14 protein-coding genes are annotated in these 17,901 nt (G+C 43.2%); 5 read left to right on the plus strand and 9 right to left on the minus strand.

Features of this window, described 5'->3' with window-relative positions; translation table 11 throughout:
• Positions 1-218: 218 nt before the first annotated feature.
• Positions 219-2,180: a 1-deoxy-D-xylulose-5-phosphate synthase gene (dxs, locus tag FLA_RS24420; protein ID WP_076375265.1), complete on the plus strand. Its 1,962-nt coding sequence runs from the start codon at positions 219-221 to the stop codon at positions 2,178-2,180.
• Positions 2,181-2,254: 74 nt separating this feature from the next.
• Here the strand turns inward: dxs and FLA_RS24425 are convergent, their stop codons facing one another.
• From FLA_RS24425 to frr, 4 genes are all read right to left on the minus strand, one after another.
• Positions 2,255-3,100: a segregation and condensation protein A gene (locus FLA_RS24425; protein WP_084205996.1), complete on the minus strand. Its 846-nt coding sequence runs from the start codon at positions 3,098-3,100 to the stop codon at positions 2,255-2,257.
• 181 nt (positions 3,101-3,281) lie between these two features.
• Positions 3,282-3,710: a large conductance mechanosensitive channel protein MscL gene (gene mscL / locus FLA_RS24430; protein ID WP_076375267.1), complete on the minus strand. Its 429-nt coding sequence runs from the start codon at positions 3,708-3,710 to the stop codon at positions 3,282-3,284.
• A 34-nt stretch (positions 3,711-3,744) separates the two neighbouring features.
• Entirely contained in the window at positions 3,745-4,494 is a 750-nt protein-coding gene (locus FLA_RS24435; protein ID WP_076377286.1) for a PPK2 family polyphosphate kinase, read from the minus strand.
• Between the two features lie 85 nt (positions 4,495-4,579).
• A complete protein-coding gene (gene frr / locus FLA_RS24440; RefSeq protein WP_076375269.1) occupies positions 4,580-5,143 on the minus strand; it encodes a ribosome recycling factor in 564 nt (187 codons plus the stop codon).
• A gap of 122 nt (positions 5,144-5,265) precedes the next feature.
• Between frr and FLA_RS24445 the strand changes: the two genes are divergently transcribed.
• Complete coding sequence (locus tag FLA_RS24445; protein WP_076375271.1) at positions 5,266-6,108, plus strand: transketolase; 843 nt, start codon at positions 5,266-5,268, stop codon at positions 6,106-6,108.
• Positions 6,109-6,200: 92 nt separating this feature from the next.
• On the opposite strand, the gene FLA_RS31260 is transcribed toward FLA_RS24445, so the two are convergent.
• From FLA_RS31260 to rbfA, 3 genes are all read right to left on the minus strand, one after another.
• Positions 6,201-6,575, minus strand: a complete 375-nt coding sequence (locus tag FLA_RS31260; RefSeq protein WP_144263947.1) for a hypothetical protein — start codon at positions 6,573-6,575, stop codon at positions 6,201-6,203.
• 1,150 nt (positions 6,576-7,725) lie between these two features.
• Positions 7,726-8,943, minus strand: coding sequence for an FtsX-like permease family protein (locus tag FLA_RS24455; RefSeq protein ID WP_076375275.1), 1,218 nt, complete (start codon positions 8,941-8,943; stop codon positions 7,726-7,728).
• 18 nt (positions 8,944-8,961) lie between these two features.
• Complete coding sequence (gene rbfA, locus FLA_RS24460; protein WP_076375277.1) at positions 8,962-9,366, minus strand: 30S ribosome-binding factor RbfA; 405 nt, start codon at positions 9,364-9,366, stop codon at positions 8,962-8,964.
• Between the two features lie 54 nt (positions 9,367-9,420).
• Between rbfA and FLA_RS24465 the strand changes: the two genes are divergently transcribed.
• Positions 9,421-11,220 carry an ABC transporter ATP-binding protein gene (locus FLA_RS24465; RefSeq protein ID WP_076375279.1) on the plus strand — a complete coding sequence of 600 codons (1,800 nt, stop codon included), beginning with the start codon at positions 9,421-9,423 and terminating at the stop codon, positions 11,218-11,220.
• 71 nt (positions 11,221-11,291) lie between these two features.
• Here FLA_RS24465 and FLA_RS31265 read toward each other — a convergent pair whose 3' ends face one another.
• Both FLA_RS31265 and ileS read right to left on the minus strand, forming a co-directional pair.
• Complete coding sequence (locus FLA_RS31265; RefSeq protein WP_144263948.1) at positions 11,292-12,281, minus strand: TraR/DksA family transcriptional regulator; 990 nt, start codon at positions 12,279-12,281, stop codon at positions 11,292-11,294.
• Positions 12,282-12,285: 4 nt separating this feature from the next.
• Positions 12,286-15,714 carry an isoleucine--tRNA ligase gene (ileS, locus tag FLA_RS24475; RefSeq protein ID WP_076375281.1) on the minus strand — a complete coding sequence of 1,143 codons (3,429 nt, stop codon included), beginning with the start codon at positions 15,712-15,714 and terminating at the stop codon, positions 12,286-12,288.
• A 233-nt stretch (positions 15,715-15,947) separates the two neighbouring features.
• Between ileS and FLA_RS24480 the strand changes: the two genes are divergently transcribed.
• Together FLA_RS24480 and FLA_RS24485 are read left to right on the plus strand one after the other, a co-directional pair.
• Positions 15,948-17,261, plus strand: coding sequence for a DNA recombination protein RmuC (locus FLA_RS24480; RefSeq protein ID WP_076375283.1), 1,314 nt, complete (start codon positions 15,948-15,950; stop codon positions 17,259-17,261).
• Positions 17,254-17,886 carry a class I SAM-dependent methyltransferase gene (locus FLA_RS24485; protein ID WP_076375285.1) on the plus strand — a complete coding sequence of 211 codons (633 nt, stop codon included), beginning with the start codon at positions 17,254-17,256 and terminating at the stop codon, positions 17,884-17,886. The genes FLA_RS24480 and FLA_RS24485 overlap by 8 nt, the downstream gene beginning before the upstream one ends.
• The last annotated feature ends 15 nt before the right edge of the window (positions 17,887-17,901 follow it).

Raw genomic sequence — 17,901 nt, forward strand, 5'->3', positions numbered from 1 at the left:
CGTAACGTAAAGTAAAAAAATGTATATACAATACAATAAGCCAACCATCCGGCCAGCTGACACATCCAATATGGGGATAACTCCTTTCGCATGATTGGTTCAAAAGTAGAAAAGGCTACCGGTTATTTATCTTCTAAAAATGATCAATGGCCCAAAGCAAGGGCAGTTGGTACAGAACGTGATGAAATTTATTACTTTTACCAATAAATTCCGCATTCATGAACATTACACCCGGACCATTACTGCAAAACATTGATAGTCCAGCTGACCTTAAAAAGCTTAACAGAGAACAATTACACCAGGTATGCGACGAGCTGCGTCAATATATTATTGATGTAGTAAGCGTGTATGGTGGCCACTTTGCGGCCAGCCTGGGTGTGGTGGAACTGAGTGTAGCCCTGCATTATGCTTATAATACTCCATACGACCAGCTGGTGTGGGACGTAGGTCACCAGGCGTATGGTCATAAAATATTAACCGGTCGCCGGGATGCTTTCCCTACCAACCGTAAATACAACGGCTTGAGCGGTTTTCCTAAAAGAACAGAAAGTGAATACGACACCTTTGGTGTAGGCCACTCTTCCACTTCTATTTCTGCCGCGTTGGGTATGGCCATGGCTGCTAAATACAAAGGTGAGGACCGTAAATCGGTAGCCGTAATTGGCGATGGTTCCATGACCGCAGGTATGGCTTTTGAAGCCATGAACCACGCAGGTGTTGCCGATGCCGACATGCTGATTATCTTAAATGATAACTGCATGAGCATTGACCCTAACGTGGGAGCCTTGAAGGAATATCTTACCGACATTACTACTTCTCAAACCTATAATAAGTTCAGAGACGACGTTTGGACCCTGTTGGGCAAGTTACCGGTAGGTAAAAACTTTAGCCGCGACATGGCCAGCAAGCTGGAAGCAGGTGTAAAAGGGATGGTTAACCGCCATAGCAACCTGTTTGAAGCATTGAACCTGCGTTACTTTGGCCCTATTGATGGACATAATATCACCAAACTGGTAGATACCCTGAAAGATCTGCGCCAGATACCCGGTCCCAAAATCCTGCACATTGTTACTGTAAAAGGTAAAGGATATGCACTGGCCGAAAAAGATCAGACCAAATGGCATGCTCCCGGGCTATTTGATAAAGTAACCGGTGAAATTTACAAGAAAGCTTATACCGCTCCTCAGCCACCCAAATACCAGGATGTGTTTGGCCACACGATGATTGAACTGGCGGAAAAGAACGATAAAATAATGGGGGTAACCCCGGCTATGCCAAGCGGCAGCTCGTTAAAGTTCATGATGGAACAAATGCCCAACCGTGCTTTTGACGTAGGCATTTGCGAACAGCATGCAGGTACGGTAAGTGCCGGTCTGGCTACCCAGGGTATGCGCGTGTTCTGCAACATCTACTCGTCGTTTATGCAACGCGCCTACGACCAGGTAGTGCATGACATTGCTATTCAAAAACTGCCGGTGGTACTTTGTTTAGACCGTGCAGGTTTGGTAGGTGAAGATGGTCCAACCCACCATGGCGCATACGATATTCCTTATTTCCGTTGTATTCCTAATATGGTTATCAGCGCTCCTATGAACGAGCAGGAACTACGTAACCTGATGTATACTGCGCAGTTGGAAAGCAACCAGTCGCCTTTTGTTATCCGCTATCCACGTGGCGAAGGTGTGATGCCTGAATGGCGTACTCCGTTTGAGGAAATTACCATAGGCAAAGGCCGCAAAATCAAAGACGGTAAAGAAGTGGCTATCCTCAGTTTTGGTCATCCTGGTAATTTTGCCACTACCGCTATTCGTGAACTGCGTACCGAAGGCATAGATCCGGCTCATTACGATATGCGCTTTGTTAAGCCTATTGATGAAGAGCTCCTGCACGAAGTGTTCAGCAAATACAAACACGTGATTACGGTAGAAGATGGCACTATAGTAGGTGGTTTTGGCAGTGCTGTTGTAGAGTTTATGGCAAAGCACCGTTACCAGGCCAGTGTTACTATTTTAGGTATTCCTGACCGTATTGTAGAACATGGCACTTTAAAAGAACTGTACCGCGAGTGTGAATATGATGCTATTGCTATTGCTGCTGCTGTACGCAGCGCCGTAAAGGCAACCGGCACTTCTGTAAGCACTGCCGTAAACGGATCTGGCGAATTAACCATAGCAGGATAACTGCTTTGGTTTGTAAATACTAAAAAGCCCGCTTTGGTAATTCCGAAGCGGGCTTTTCTATGTAAATAAGGTGATTAGTTTAATCTTGGACCGTGGTTCAGGGCCGAAACAGGACCAACACCACCATTATCATCGGGTTGCGCAAAAAGACCACTGAAATCTTCTTCTTTACGCTCGTTGTTCCATTCCAGCACAAAGTTGTTTTTGCCTTCGCCAATCATAATAGCCATATAGTTCAGCTGAACCAGCTCTAACAAAGAGAGAAACAGGAATATCGCGTGTACCTTGTCTTCTACAATGTCAAATATTTTCTCAAAGGCAACCGTTTTTTCCTTTTTCACTAACCCCAACATATGTGTACGACTGCTTTCCATGGTATAGTTATACTTTACCACCGTATGCACCGGCTTGTTGGTTTTGGTTTGCATACGGGACAGCACCTTTTCGTAGGTTTTCATCAGCTTAAACAGGGTAACGGTTTGTATTTCCGAACCTTCCGAAGCTTCTTCCCCAATGGATGCTATTTCCTTTTGCAGGTTACCACGCTTCATCATCAGCATACGCATAGCTTCCAACTCCACCATTTCAGCTGCCGCCTGCTTAAAGCGCTTGTATTCCAATATTTTATCTACCAGTTCCTGGCGAGGATCAATTTCGTTGCCTTGTGCGTCAATCTCCTTACGGGGCAGCAGCAGCTTGGCTTTAATACGCATTAAGGTAGAAACGAACAGGATAAACTCACTGCTCAGTTCAATGTTCAGTTTTTCCTGGGAATGGATATAGGCCAGGAAATCCTGTATAATACGGTTGATGGGAATATTGTAGATATCCAGCTCGTCACGCTCAATGAAGAACAATAACAGGTCAAACGGACCTTCAAATTGTGGTAGCTTAATCTGGTAGTTAACTGCTGTTTGCACTATTCCTCCCTTTTTTATAACTGATTCAATCTGACATCGATACGGCCAATAAGCGAATTAACCAAGGTGTCTGTAGCAAATGTAGGGATGCAGTTAAGCCATTCCAATTGAAGTAAATCACACCTTACCCACATATGAATAAGGTGTGGACAACTTTCTGAATAACTTGTGAAAATAGGTGCTATTTTTTTAATCCGTCCCTTATCTCCATCAACAGCTTTTCAGTGGTAGTTGGCTCAGGAGGCGCTGTAGGCTTAGCTTCCTCTTTGGCCTTCAATCTGTTAATGCCTTTTACCATCAGGAAAATTATTAACGCCAGTAAAACGAAATTGATCAAAACTGTTAGAAAGTTCCCATATGCAAAGATCACAGTATCAGCTACTTTACGGGCATCTTCCAAACTTGTTCCCTCCGGAACGGCTCCTCTTAGCACTACATACATCTTGCTAAAGTCGGGCTTGCCTATAATAGCCGCTACAATAGGCATAATCAGGTCGTTCACCACACTGTCCACAATCTTTCCAAAAGCCGCACCGATAATAACACCCACTGCCAGGTCAACTACGTTGCCCTTCATGGCAAACTGCTTAAACTCCTTTACAAAACTCATACGCTTACATTTTTATTGTGATAGATACGGATTACTATGCTTTTTTCAACCCCGGATAGCGCATTTTTAATGCACTCAGGGCATCTTTCAGCTTTTTAGCAACAATATACTCTTTATACCAGTTTTGATCGGCGGGCACTATTGTCCAGGGTATTTTGTTACATTCTTCAAAACAATCTTCATATACCTTCCTGTATTCTGGCCACAACTTCGCTTCCGCAAAATCGCTTTCGTTGTACTTCCATTGCTTGGTTTTGTCGTCCAGGCGCTCGTTCAGGCGTAGTGATTGCTCTTTTTCCGAAATATGCAGGTAAAACTTCAAAATGGTGGTGTTATTATGTTCTGCCAGCAACCACTCAAAATCGTTAATAGCCCGCATGCGCTTATAGGCCGTTTCTTTATCACACAGGTTATGCACCCGCGTAACCAGTATGTCTTCATAATGACTTCTGTTAAACAACTGTATCATGCCCTTTGCCGGGGCATTCTTGTGAATGCGCCACAAAAAGTCATGTCCCAGCTCTTCAGCCGTAGGCACTTTAAAAGAATGCACCATCACCCCTTGCGGGTTCAGATTGCCAAATACTTTGCGAATTAAGCCATCCTTGCCACTGGCATCCATGCCTTGCAGCACCACCAATACCGAATGTTTACTCTCGGCATACAGCAAATTCTGCAGCTCGTTCAGCTCGCTGATAATACCGGCAGTTTCCAGCTTCACCTGTTCTTTCTGCAATGCACCAGGCGCCCTGGTATCAATTTCTTCCAGTTTAATCCTTCCCATGCGTTTATTATTTTGTTCCGGAAAAAAAATATCCCGGGTACATAACATAACCGGGATACACTATCATTTGTTGAAACGATGCTGGTTATACAGTCATCATTTCTTTTTCTTTTGCCGCCAGGTGCTTCTCTACCAGGGCAATGTATTTGTCTGTGATATCCTGCACGCTTTTCTCTGCATCTTTGGCAGCATCTTCGCTCAGGCCATCCTTCTGTAATTTTTTAATGTCTTCAATAGCATCACGCCTGATATTGCGGATAGCCACTTTTGAAAATTCGCCTTCGCCGCTGGCTTTTTTAAACAACTCCCGTCTTCTTTCTTCTGTTAACGGGGGTAAAAACAGCCTGATCATAATACCATCATTCTGCGGGGTAACGCCTATGTTGGCCATCATAATAGCGCGTTCTATAGGAGCGATCATGTTTTTCTCCCAAGGCTGTATGCTAACGGTGCGCACATCCAGTATCACAATGTTAGATACCTGTGCTATAGGAGTAGGCGCTCCATAATATTCAACAGTTATGCCATCAAGCATAGCCGGACTGGCCTTACCTGCCCTGATCTTAGTCAATTCCGTTTCAAGGTGATTTATTGCCTTTTTCATGGTCGACTCAGCATCGTCCAATATCAGGTCCAGTTCTTCTGACATATTTCATTCATTTTAATGGCGGCAAAGCTAATAAATCCCGCCAAAAAAGCAGCTCAATTTTCACAGGCTCCTGCATCTCAAATGGGCTTTTTTAGGTAGGTTTGTCAAAATTATTTTTTATCATGGCTAACGTTCAAGAGCTGGAAAAGATTGCCTCCCAGGTTAGAAGGGATATTGTACGAATGGTTCATGCAGTGCAAAGCGGTCACCCTGGTGGTTCATTAGGTTGTACAGACTTCTTAACCACCCTGTATTTCAAGGTGATGAAGCACGATACCAATTTCAACATGGATGGTACTAATGAAGATATTTTCTTTTTGTCTAACGGACATATTTCGCCTGTATTTTACTCCGTACTGGCGCGTTCCGGTTATTTTGACGTAAAAGAATTAGCCACCTTTCGTAAATTAAATTCCCGTTTACAGGGCCACCCTACTACCCACGAACACTTACCAGGTATTCGCGTAGCCAGTGGTTCATTAGGTCAGGGCATGAGTGTGGGCATTGGTGCAGCACTTGCTAAAAAGATCAATGGCGACAAGCAACTGGTATACACCCTGCATGGAGATGGAGAACTGGACGAAGGCCAAAACTGGGAAGCTATTATGTTTGCCGGTTCTAAAGGCGTGGATAATTTAATCTCTACTATTGATCACAACGGTCAGCAAATTGACGGCCCTACCGATAAAGTAATGAACCTGGGTAACCTGCACGCTAAATTCGAAACTTTCGGATGGACCGTGTTGGATATGGATGGTAATAACATTGCCGATGTTATTAAAGTAATGGACGAAGCCAAAGCCTTAACCGGTAAAGGCAAGCCTATTGCTATTATTATGAAAACTTCTATGGGCAAAGGCGTTGATTTCATGGAAGGCAGCCACGAATGGCACGGCATTGCACCTAACGACGAGCAACTGGCCAAAGCACTGGCTCAGTTACCAGAAACTTTAGGCGACTACTAAACACTTCTTATTGTAAATAGCAAAGCGGCTATCTCCTGTGAGGTAGCCGCTTTTTTATCAGGCTTTTGGAAAAAACGTATACCCTGGCCGTATCATTCTTTTTGTAAACGTAAGGTGTCATATGTGTTACCTATGCCAGTTTCATGAATATCTACAGGTGCTTTCCGAACAACCAACTCTTTCTTTTCATCATCCCATATCCCGTTATTCACCGGAGTTCTGTCTTCATTACACAGCACACCTTCATGCTTTTCCAATAACAAAAAAGCTGGCCGCTCTACATTAAACCCGCAAATAGCAGCACCTAAAAAGGCAGGTGGTGCTTCATATAAACGAATCACTCTATTATCCAATACTTTTTGCACCGGATAAACAGGTGTTAATGCAAGAGAAGCAGGTAAAGCCAGGAATATCCCACCCAACCAAAAGAAAAGTCCTATCACTATACTGGCTAGCGGGTATATCATATAATAAAAAGCCCGTTTTTTCAAGGAAGACACAGCTGAAATAAACAATACAATCCCTAACGTGTACAACAGCCAGTTTATCACAAGTCCTATAGATTCATGCAAGTGCCACCCAATTGCACGTCTGCAAATAAAATTGCCAATCGCCAGTATCAGCAACCCAAAATGCCATTTTTGTAACACCCATTGCCACCCTTTACCTGCTTTCATTAATATGTTCCTCTCTGTGCTGATTCACTGCTACCAGATTCTTTTAACTTGTTATTCCACTCTATTCCTGCATTTTGAAACAATAATCTCATAGCAGTAAATCTATTGTGATAGTACAAATAAAGATATTCTTTTATTTAAAGTTTATGGTATTGCATTATAGGTGATGTACAAAATGCTGCCAGGCAACTCCTGTAAAACTTCCAGCTTTCTTGTTATAACTTTCAGGGTGTCAAAAGGGTTTGCCATGAAATTGTAGTAACTTACGAATAGTTGCAGTTTGCTTTTTATGCAATAGTATTCCCTCATTCATCGCTTTGCAATATGGGCAATCATACTGAAAGTACTTACCTGTTCATTTAAAACACTTACCATTCATTCTATAATACTGAATAGACGACTGCAAATGTTTATAAATGCCCTGTAAGCACTTACAACTCTTACCAAAGTGTTTCACAACTGCTTAAAAGTACTTACAGACATTTTTTATACACTTGTAAAACATTTTAAAGTACTTACAATACACTTTGTAAGTACTTACGAACCATTTTAAAGTACTTACAAGGCACTATGTAAGTGCTTACGAACCGTTTTAAAGTACTTGCAATACACTCTGTAAGTACTTACGAGCCGTTTTAAAGTACTTGCAATGCACCCTGTAAGTACTTACGAACCATTTTAAAGTACTTACAATGCACTCTGTAAGTACTTACGAACCATTTTAAAGTACTTGCAATGCACCCTGTAAGTACTTACGAACCATTTTAAAGTACTTACAATGCACCCTGTAAGTACTTACGAACCATTTTAAAGTACTTACAATGCACTCTGTAAGTGCTTACGAACCATTTTAAAGTACTTACAATGTCCTCTGTAAGTACTTACAAGCGACTCAGATGTTGTTGAAATTCAATTGAGATTGCCTAAGAACGCTATTAAACTAGCTTTTCAGGCTATATGCCTGCACCGAAGCTTTACGTGCGGGAATCCAGGCGGCAAAGATGGTTACCAGGAATACGGTACAGGCTACCAGTATAAAATCCCAGCCACTCATTTTAACAGGATAGTAATCTATAATAAAAGTGCCGCCCTGTAGTTTCACCAGTTTAAATTGTAACTGGATAACGCAAATGAGATAAGCCAGCACCATACCAATTACACCACCTACGGTAGCTAACACAAATCCTTCGCTTAAAAAAATGCGCTGGATTAAATTATCACTGGCACCTACTGCTTTAAGCAGGGTAATGTCTTTTTGCTTTTCCATTACCAGCATGGTTAAGGCGCCGATCATATTAAAAGCTGCCACCAGCAGAATAAGAGAAAGCACTCCATAAATAAACCATTTTTCTACCTGCATTACAGTAAACAGGCTTTGATTTTGCTCTAACCGGGTACGTACAATAAAGTTATCACCCAGGGTGCGCTGCAGGTTCTTTTTCACCTTATTCAAATCATCCGGGTTGCTTACTGCCATTTCAATAGCACTGTACTCATTGGCTTTCAGGTCCAGCATATATTGAATAAAAGGCAGATTGGTAAAAGCATATTTGTTATCAAACTCCTGCTGCACTGTAAAAGCACCGCTTACATCTACATTAAACGAGCGCATACCATTTTCAGCAGAAAAGCTGGTAGCACTTCTGTCGGGCAGATACAACGTTAATGGCAGGCCCTGTTTTCCCGGATCAGCCACCACAGCGTTTTCAATACCCACGCCTGCTACCAGCATAGGCTTGTCGGTGGTGCCTACATCATACTTGCCATGGGAGATATGTGCATTTAAGTTATTGGTAGCAGTAAAATGTTCGTCGACTCCTTTAATACTTACAATGGTTTGAAAATCGCCATTCAGCAACATGGCTTTTTCTTCCACCACAAAGCTGAGTTGTTTAATACCAGTCACCTTTTTAATAGCAGCCAGCTGGTTATTATCCAGTACAAAAAACTTACCCTTAGCCGGAGCCACTTTAATATCGGAGTAAAAATCGGTGTACAGTGTTTTTACCAGGTCTTCAAAACCATTAAACACACTTAGCACTACTATTAAAGCAGTGGTGCCTACCGCAATGGCAAGCACACTTATCCAGGCAATAATATTAATTGCGTTTGTACTTTTTTTACTCTTAAAATAGCGCCAGGCAAATAGTAATTCCAAGTGTGGGGGCTTTATCGTTTATGGTTGTTCTTCTGTAGCCTTTTCGTTGCCATCTGCTTTGCGCTGTGCGTCATCTGCGTTTATTTGCTTAAATACTTCCTCCATTTTAAACACATGCTCCAGGGTATCGTCCAGGAAAAAATGCAGCACCGGCATTCTGCGCAGCTGATGTTTTACCCTATCGCTCAGTTCTTTTTTAATTTCCCACGACCGCTCATCAATCTTTTTCATGGCGGCTTTTTCATCGGCTACTTTAAAAAAGCTTACATATATCCGTGCTTCCAACAGGTCGGGAGTAACCTTTACAGAGGAAATAGACACCATTCCTCCATACATCATATTGAATCCCAGCCTTCTGAAAATGTCGTTCAGTTCTTCCTGCAGAACCCCGGCCACCTGCCGTTGACGTTTGCCTTCCTCCATAATCTAACATTTAATTGGCTGTAAAAGTAGTTACTTTGCTGGTTTATTGAAGATATGAAACGTTTTGAAAGAATCTTTAAGTACATCGGTGCTTATAAAAGCAAGCTGCTTACATATGTTATCTGTACTATCCTGGGAACTGTTTTTGGTGCTTTTTCGCTGGCCATGCTCTCTCCATTCATGGGCCTTATTTTTAACGAAACCAATATAGCCTCCGAAACTATTAAATCGAATGCGGTAGGTAGCAATGTCTCCCATTTCTTAAACGGACTGATTGTACAACATGGTAAAATGGTTGCATTAGGTGCTATTTGTGCCTTTATTATAGTTACCACCCTGCTCAAAAACATGTTCTTATACCTGTCTAACTATATCTCTGCCCCTATCAGGAGTGCTATTACCACCAGGTTTAGAAACGATTTGTATGAGAAGATACTGGTGTTGCCAGTAGGTTATTTTACAGAAAAAAGAAAAGGTGACATTATTAGCCGCATGACCAACGATGTGGCAGAAATAGAATCTTCGGTAGTAAGTACACTGGAAGGTTTAATAAAAGACCCGCTTACTATACTTTCTTACCTGGCTTATATGGTTTATATAAGCCCTACCCTTTCGCTGTTTCTGCTCATATTACTACCCGCCACCGCTTTTATTATCGGCCGCATTAGCCGCACGTTAAAGCGCCAGTCGCAGGAAGCTTCCGAAAAACTGGGCACAGCCTTGTCTATTATGGATGAAACACTGGGCGGCATTCGCGTTATTAAAGCTTTCCTGGCCGAAAAAATATTACACAACCGCTTTGTACAGGTGAACGACGAGTTATTTAAAGTGCGGAACAAGATGAACGCCCGCCGCGACCTGGCATCTCCGCTTACCGAATTATTAGGAGTAGTGGTATTGTCTACTATTCTGTATTTCGGCGGCATGCTGGCGCTCAAATACCATTCACTGCCCGGTGGCGATTTAATTACTTATATAGCCTTGTTTGCTATTATTATTAACCCGGCTAAAAACCTGTCCACCGCCTTCTTTAATATACAACGGGGCGCAGCCGCCATTGAAAGAGTAGAAGAGTTATTGAGCGCAGTTGTTACTGTAGAAAACAATGGCAAACGCAGCTTAACCTTTAACCAGGGCATTGAATTCAGAAATGTATCGTTCACTTATGGCGAGCATACCATTTTAAATAATATCAACTTAATCATACCCAAAGGCAAAACTGTGGCACTGGTGGGTAGCAGTGGTGCCGGTAAAAGCACCCTGGCCGATTTAATACCCCGCTTTCACGACAGCACATCCGGCGAAATACTGGTGGATGGGGTAAATATTAAAGACTATTCGCTGAAAGAATTAAGGCAGCAAATAAGCATTGTTACGCAGGAACCTATCCTGTTTAACGATACTATTGCTCATAATATAGCCTTAGGCCGCCCTGAAGCTTCGCTGGAAGAAATTGAAACCGCGGCCAAAGTGGCCAATGCGCACCAGTTTATTTTACGCAAAGAGGAATCGTTTAACACCAACATTGGCGACAGGGGCAGCAAATTAAGCGGTGGCGAACGTCAGCGCCTTACCATTGCCCGCGCTGTGTTAAAGAATCCTCCTATTTTAATATTGGACGAAGCCACCTCTTCGCTGGATACAGAAAGTGAACGCCTGGTACAGGATGCGATTAACAATATGATGCAAAACAGAACTTCTGTTGTTATTGCACACCGTTTAAGCACCATCAGGCATGCCGATGAAATTATTGTATTGCAGAAAGGAGAAATTGCCGAGCGAGGTACGCACGACGAACTAATAGCCAAACAAGGAATTTATAACCGTTTGGTTACCTTACAGGAAGTGAAATAAAAAATCGGGAAACGGCATTGTAAATGATTTACCGATGTCGTTTCCCGATTTTGTATAAAACTGCTTCTTAATTACTGATCGTTAGAAGGCTTTACTAAACCCAGTTTTGCCTCCAGGCTTAACGTAGCGTGTGGTACGGCACGTAAACGGGCTTTATCAATCAACTTACCGGTTACGCGACAAATGCCGTATGTTTTGTTTTCAATACGGATCAGCGCCTTTTCCAGGTGATCGATGTAAGTAATTTGCCTGCTGGCCATTTGGCTCAACTGCTCACGTTCCATGCTCATACTACCGTCTTCCATGGTCATGTAACGATTTTCAGTTTCGTCACCGCCCATTTCATCCTTACGGGTAATCAAGCCCTGTAAATAAGCCAGTTCTTTTTTAGCAGCTTCCAGTTTTTTGTTAATCAGATCTCTGAAATCGTTCAGGTCTGCGTCGCTATATCTTACCAATGGTTCGCTAGATTTAAAGTTATTGTCTCTTTGTTCTAATGGTTTGTACTCTGGTGAATAAGGTACGCTTGTTTTTACAGAGATTTTGGGCACTTTTACCTCTTTCAAAGGCTCTTCTTTTTTAGGAGCTGGCCTTGGAATAGGTGCAGGAGGTTTTACCTCCTGTGGTTTTACTTCGGCTGCTTTCGGCTTGGGGGGCGTTGCCGGGGTTTCTGCTACTGGTGCAGTAGCAACTTTTGCAGCCTCCTTTTTAACAGGAGCCGTTTCCTTTACGGCTGGTGTAGCTGGTTTTACCGATTTCACAGGTACTTCAGGACTCGGTTTCACCGCTACCTTTTTCGCAGGAACCACTACTTTTTCCGCAGACGTTTTCTTGTCAACTGCCTTTACCGTTGCTTTTACAGCGGGTTTGGCGGCTGATTTACTAGCTGGTTTCGAAGCTGTTTTTGCGGGTGCTACCTTTTTAGGCGCAGGTTTAGCCACAGGCTTCGATGCCTTTTTCGCCGGAGTTGCTGCCGCTGCTTTTGTTGCGGGTTTTGCTGCCGGTTTAGCTGCTTTAGCGGATTTAGAGGCTGGTTTCGCTGCTTTCTTGCTGGTAGCCATACGATTAACCTTTTTTATTAACGCTTACATTTAGCAAAGTGTCATTCACCTCAATTTCAATGCCGCCCTGCAATTCAGACACATACTCCAATTCATCTGCCAATATTTCAGCACAGATATAATTTTTAAAATCGGTGAGCGAGTCGCGCAGAAGGGCATTATCAAGCACTTGTACGAATATACGGTCTGTTAAATCAAAACCACTCTCTTTTCTGATATTTTGTATACGATTGACGAATTCACGGGCATTTCCTTCCTTTTTCAGCTCATCTGTAAGGGTAATGTCCAGCGCCACTGTAAGCATTCCTTTGCTTGCCACGCTCCAACCCGGAATATCTTCCGCCGTAATATCCACTTCTGGTAAATTCAACAACACTGGTTCACCATCAATGTTTAAAGTAATTTTCCCCTCTTTTTCAATTTCGGCTATCTGATGTTGAGTAAAATTATTCACAGCTGCACTTACCGCTTTCATTTTAGCCCCCAGCTTATTACCCAATACCTTAAAGTTAGGCTTGATTTTTTTGCTGATGATGCCTTCGGTTTCGGTGAGGTATTGAATTTCTTTTACGTTAACCTCGCTCACAATTAAATCTGCTACTTTTTCCAGTTGCGCCTTCATTTCAGGGTTCAGTACCGGAATCAGTATCTTTTGTAAAGGCTGTCTTACCTTGATATTTACTTTTTTACGCAACGACAGCACCAGCGAAGAGGTATCCTGCGCCAGCTGCATTCTTTCTTCCAGGTCAGTGTCGATAGCTGCTTCGTTGGCAACGGGGAACGGTGCATGGTGAATGCTTTCGCCCTGAAAACGGCCGGTAACGGCATTCAGGTGGCAGAATACGGCATCGCTAAAGAAAGGAGAAACCGGTGCCATCAGTTTTACCAATGTTTCGATGCACTCATATAAGGTCTGGTAAGCGCTTATTTTATCCTGCTCATACTCACCTTTCCAGAAACGGCGCCGACATAAGCGAACGTACCAGTTGCTTAAATGCTCATCTACAAAAGTTTCAATAGCACGACCGGCCATAGTTGGCTCATAATCATCCATATACACTGTTACTTTTTTAATCAGTGTATTTAAGGAGGATAAGATCCAGCGGTCAATTTCCGGTCTTTCTGTCAATGGAATGTAGGCTTCTTTAAAAGCAAAACCGTCTACATTCGCATACAGTACAAAAAACTGGTAGGTATTATATAAGGTACCAAAGAATTTGCGCTGCACTTCTTTAATGCCTTCAATATCGAATTTCAGGTTATCCCATGGAGAAGCGTTGGTAATCAGGTACCAGCGGGTAGCATCGGCACCAAAAGTGTCGATGGTTTCAAACGGGTTTACCACGTTACCCAAACGTTTACTCATTTTGTTGCCGTTTTTATCCAGCACCAAACCGTTACTTACTACCGTTTTATAAGCTACACCCGGATATTTTTCATCGCTCACTTCTAAACCAGCCGCTTTCAGTTCTGCATGGATGTCTTCTTTAATTAAAGAACCGATCGCATGCAGGGTATAAAACCAGCCACGGGTTTGGTCAACCCCTTCTGCTATAAAGTTAGCAGGGTAGTTTTGAGCGAATATTTCTTTATTCTCAAATGGGAAATGCCATTGCGCATAAGGCATCGCACCTGAATCGAACCATACGTCAATCAGGTCAGACACTCTTTTCATCGGCTTGCCAGAAGCACTCACCAGCGTAATGTCGTCTACAAACGGCTTGTGCAGGTCCACATTCAGCTGACCGTTCTCAATTTTGGCAGCTATGTCTTTATTATAACCGGCAGCTACTGCTTTTTCAAATTCAGTAGTCAGCTCAGCAATAGAACCAATACATATTTCTTCTGGCTGTTCTCCTTCCACTTCCTCTGTTCTCCATACAGGTAAAGGAGTGCCCCAGTAGCGGCTACGGCTCAGGTTCCAATCCACCATATTCTCCAGCCAGTTACCAAAACGGCCTTCGCCGGTTGATTTAGGCTTCCAGTTGATGGTTTTGTTCAGTTCCACCATCCTGTCTTTCAGCGCAGAGGTTTTAATAAACCAGGCATCCAGCGGATAATACAATACGGGTTTATCGGTACGCCAGCAATGTGGGTAGCTGTGTTCGTATTTCTCTACCTTAAAGGCACGGTTTTCTTTTTTCAGCTTTACGGAAATGTCAACGTTTACATCTACGTAGTTAGGCTCATTTTTATAATCCTTCACATACCTGCCGCTGAATTCACCCAGGCCATCTACAAACTTACCTTGCCTGTCTACCATGGTAAGTATACCTATATTGTTTTTCTTACCTACTTTATAGTCATCTGCACCAAACGCAGGGGCAGTGTGTACTATACCAGTACCATCTTCTGTTGTAACAAAGTCGCCTGTTATTACACGGAAAGGATCGCCACCGGCAACTTCGACAGTGTTAGCATCGTAAGGCATCAGCTGTTCATAACGGGCACCATCAATGTCTTTACCGGTAAAAGAAGCCAGTATTTTCCAAGGCAGTAATTTTTCACCCTCTTTGTAACCGGCAAAATCACCATTCTCACCTTCTGGTTTAAAGTATTTACCCAGTAAAGCCTTCGCCAGTATAATGTTTACAGGCAGGTGTGTATAAGGGTTAAACGTTTTTACCAGCACATACTCAATGTTGGGCCCTACGGTTAAGCCCAGGTTGGAAGGCAAAGTCCATGGCGTGGTGGTCCAGGCAGTAAAGAACAGTTCCTCGCTCACCAGCTCACTTCTGTCAATGTTTTTATACCACTGGCTGCCAGTGATGGTTTCGTTCAGCACTGCTTTAAACATCACTACGGCACTGGTATCCTTTACATCTTTGTAACAACCTGGTTGGTTTAACTCGTGCGAGCTTAAACCGGTACCTGCTGCCGGTGAGTAAGGCTGAATGCTCACGCTCTCATACAGTAAGCCCCTGTCGTACATTTTTTTCAGTAACCACCACAGCGACTCAATGTATTTGTTGTCGAAAGTGATGTAGGGATCGTTCAAATCCACCCAATAGCCCATTTTACGGGTAAGGTCGTCCCATTTATCTTTAAAACGCAGCACCGTTTCGCGGCACTTCTGGTTATACTCTTCAATGCTTATTTTCTTACCGATATCTTCTTTGGTAATACCCAGCTCCTTTTCTACCTGTAATTCTACAGGTAAGCCGTGGGTATCCCAACCGCCTTTTCTTTTTACCTGGAACCCCTGCATCGTTTTGTAGCGACATACCAGGTCTTTTAATGTACGGGAAATTACGTGGTGAATACCAGGCATACCATTAGCACTTGGCGGACCTTCATAAAATACGAAGGGAATTGCGCCATTACGTAGTTCTACGCTTTTCTCAAACGCCTGACTTTCACTCCATTTCGCCAGGATAGTTTTTTCTATCGAAGGCAGATTTAATCCTGAAAATTCCTGGTACTTATTACTCATAATCAAAAAAAGACAGTAAGTGGGCAAATTTAAAGGCAGCAAAGGTAAGAAATTGCCCGTGCATTTGGTTGGCAAAAGAATGCTTTGCGTATAACAGATTGCAGCGCAAATACTAATCTAATTAGTACATTTGGATAAAAACAATAGCACCTTGCACAATAATGACCATTTTGTTGACGTCAACAAAATGGTCGGATCTACTTCAAATTTCAAGGAACTTTCATAAAACCGTGATGATGATTACTTACCTGGCATTAGGCATAATAATAATACTGTTGGTGATAATATTGGTGCTGGTGTATAAAACCAGCGCTGATGCCAATCAGCAGCAACAACTCGCCAACCAGTTACAGCACCTCCACACACAGGTAAGCCGTATTGAACAGGCCGTGAAACAGGAAATTGCCACCAACAGGCAGGAAGGCAACGAAACAGCCCGGCATGCCCGAAACGAACTCTCCACATCACTCCGGGCCTTTGGCGAACAGGTGAATAAATCGGTAGAAGACTTCAATCGCCTGCAAAAAGAAAATTTCTGGGCGCTGATGCAAAAGCAAAGCGAGCAAAACCAGAATACCTCTGTAAAGCTGGATCATATACGGGAAGTGGTGGAACGCAAAATCTCCGAGCTGCAAGCCGGCAATGAGAAAAAACTGGATGAAATGCGGGCCACGGTAGATGAAAAGCTGCAAAAAACGCTGGAAACCCGCCTGGGAGAATCCTTTAAAATAGTAAGCGAACGGCTGGAAGCTGTGCACAAAGGATTGGGCGATATGCAGCAACTGGCCACTGGTGTGGGCGATTTAAAACGGGTACTCACCAACGTGAAAACCCGCGGTATTATGGGCGAATACCAGCTGGAAAACTTGCTGGAACAATTGCTTACCGTGGAACAATACGCTAAGAACGTTAAAACCAAAGAAGGCTCTAATGCTGTGGTGGAATTTGCTGTAAAACTACCCGGCAAGGATAGCAGGGAATCTATTGTGTGGTTACCCGTCGATTCTAAATTTCCGAAAGAAGATTTTGAGTTGCTCACCGATGCTTATGACAAAGCCAGCCCTGAACTCATAGAAGAGCTACGTCGCAACTTTGTGCGCAGTATGAAAAAGTGCGCATTGGATATTGCTTCCAAATACATTGCCCCTCCTAACACTACAGACTTTGCTATTTTATTTCTTCCGTTTGAAAGCCTGTATGCAGAAGTGCTGCGCACACCAGGCTTGTTTGAACAAATACAACGCGAGTACAAAATTATCATTACGGGCCCAACTACACTATCTGCCTTGCTAAACAGCCTGCAAATGGGCTTTAGAACACTGGCTATAGAAAAGCGATCCAGTGAGGTATGGCAATTACTGGGTGCTGTAAAAGCGGAGTTTGTTACTTTTGGCGGCATACTGGATAAAACACAAAAGAAATTACAGGAAGCCAGTAATGTTATTGACGAAGCAGGACGCCGCTCACGTGCTATTGAACGCAAACTACGCGATGTACAGGAGTTGCCAGCCGAGCAAGGTTTATTAGACAATAAAGCATATGACTAAGTTGCCACTGCAGTTACAGCAAATAAACAGGGAAGGATATAGTGTGTCGTTGTGGGTGCCGGATGCGGCGGCAGTGCAGGCAAGTTATTACCATCAAAAAGAACAGGACAATACTATCCCTTTTCCACACTGGACACGCTTATGGCCAGCAGCATTGGCATTAACAGATTATCTGCACACGCATCCTGAACTTATCCGGCAAAAAAATGTGCTGGAGCTGGCCGCTGGTTTGGGTCTGCCTTCATTAATAGCAGCCCGGCAGGCAGCCACTGTTTGCTGTAGCGATTACTTACAGGAAGCAGTGGATACCATGGAGCAAAACATTCGACACAACCAGCTCACCAATGTAACGGGTAGCCTGATAAACTGGCATCACTTACCTCCGCAGCTACAGCCCGATGTGTTGTTAATGAGTGACATCAACTACAACCCGGAAGATTTTTCACACTTATACCAGGTGCTTCTGCATTTTCTGCAAATGGGCACGCATATTATATTAACCACTCCGCAGCGGTTAATGGCCAAGCCTTTTATTGAGCAATTACTTCCCTGGTGTGTTGCGCAACAAGAAGTAAACGTGCAGGATACACAGGTAACTATACTGGAATTAAGTAACCAGCATTAATCACTGTTCCTGCAA

This window comes from Filimonas lacunae, assembly GCF_002355595.1.
GTDB classification, from domain to species: domain Bacteria; phylum Bacteroidota; class Bacteroidia; order Chitinophagales; family Chitinophagaceae; genus Filimonas; species Filimonas lacunae.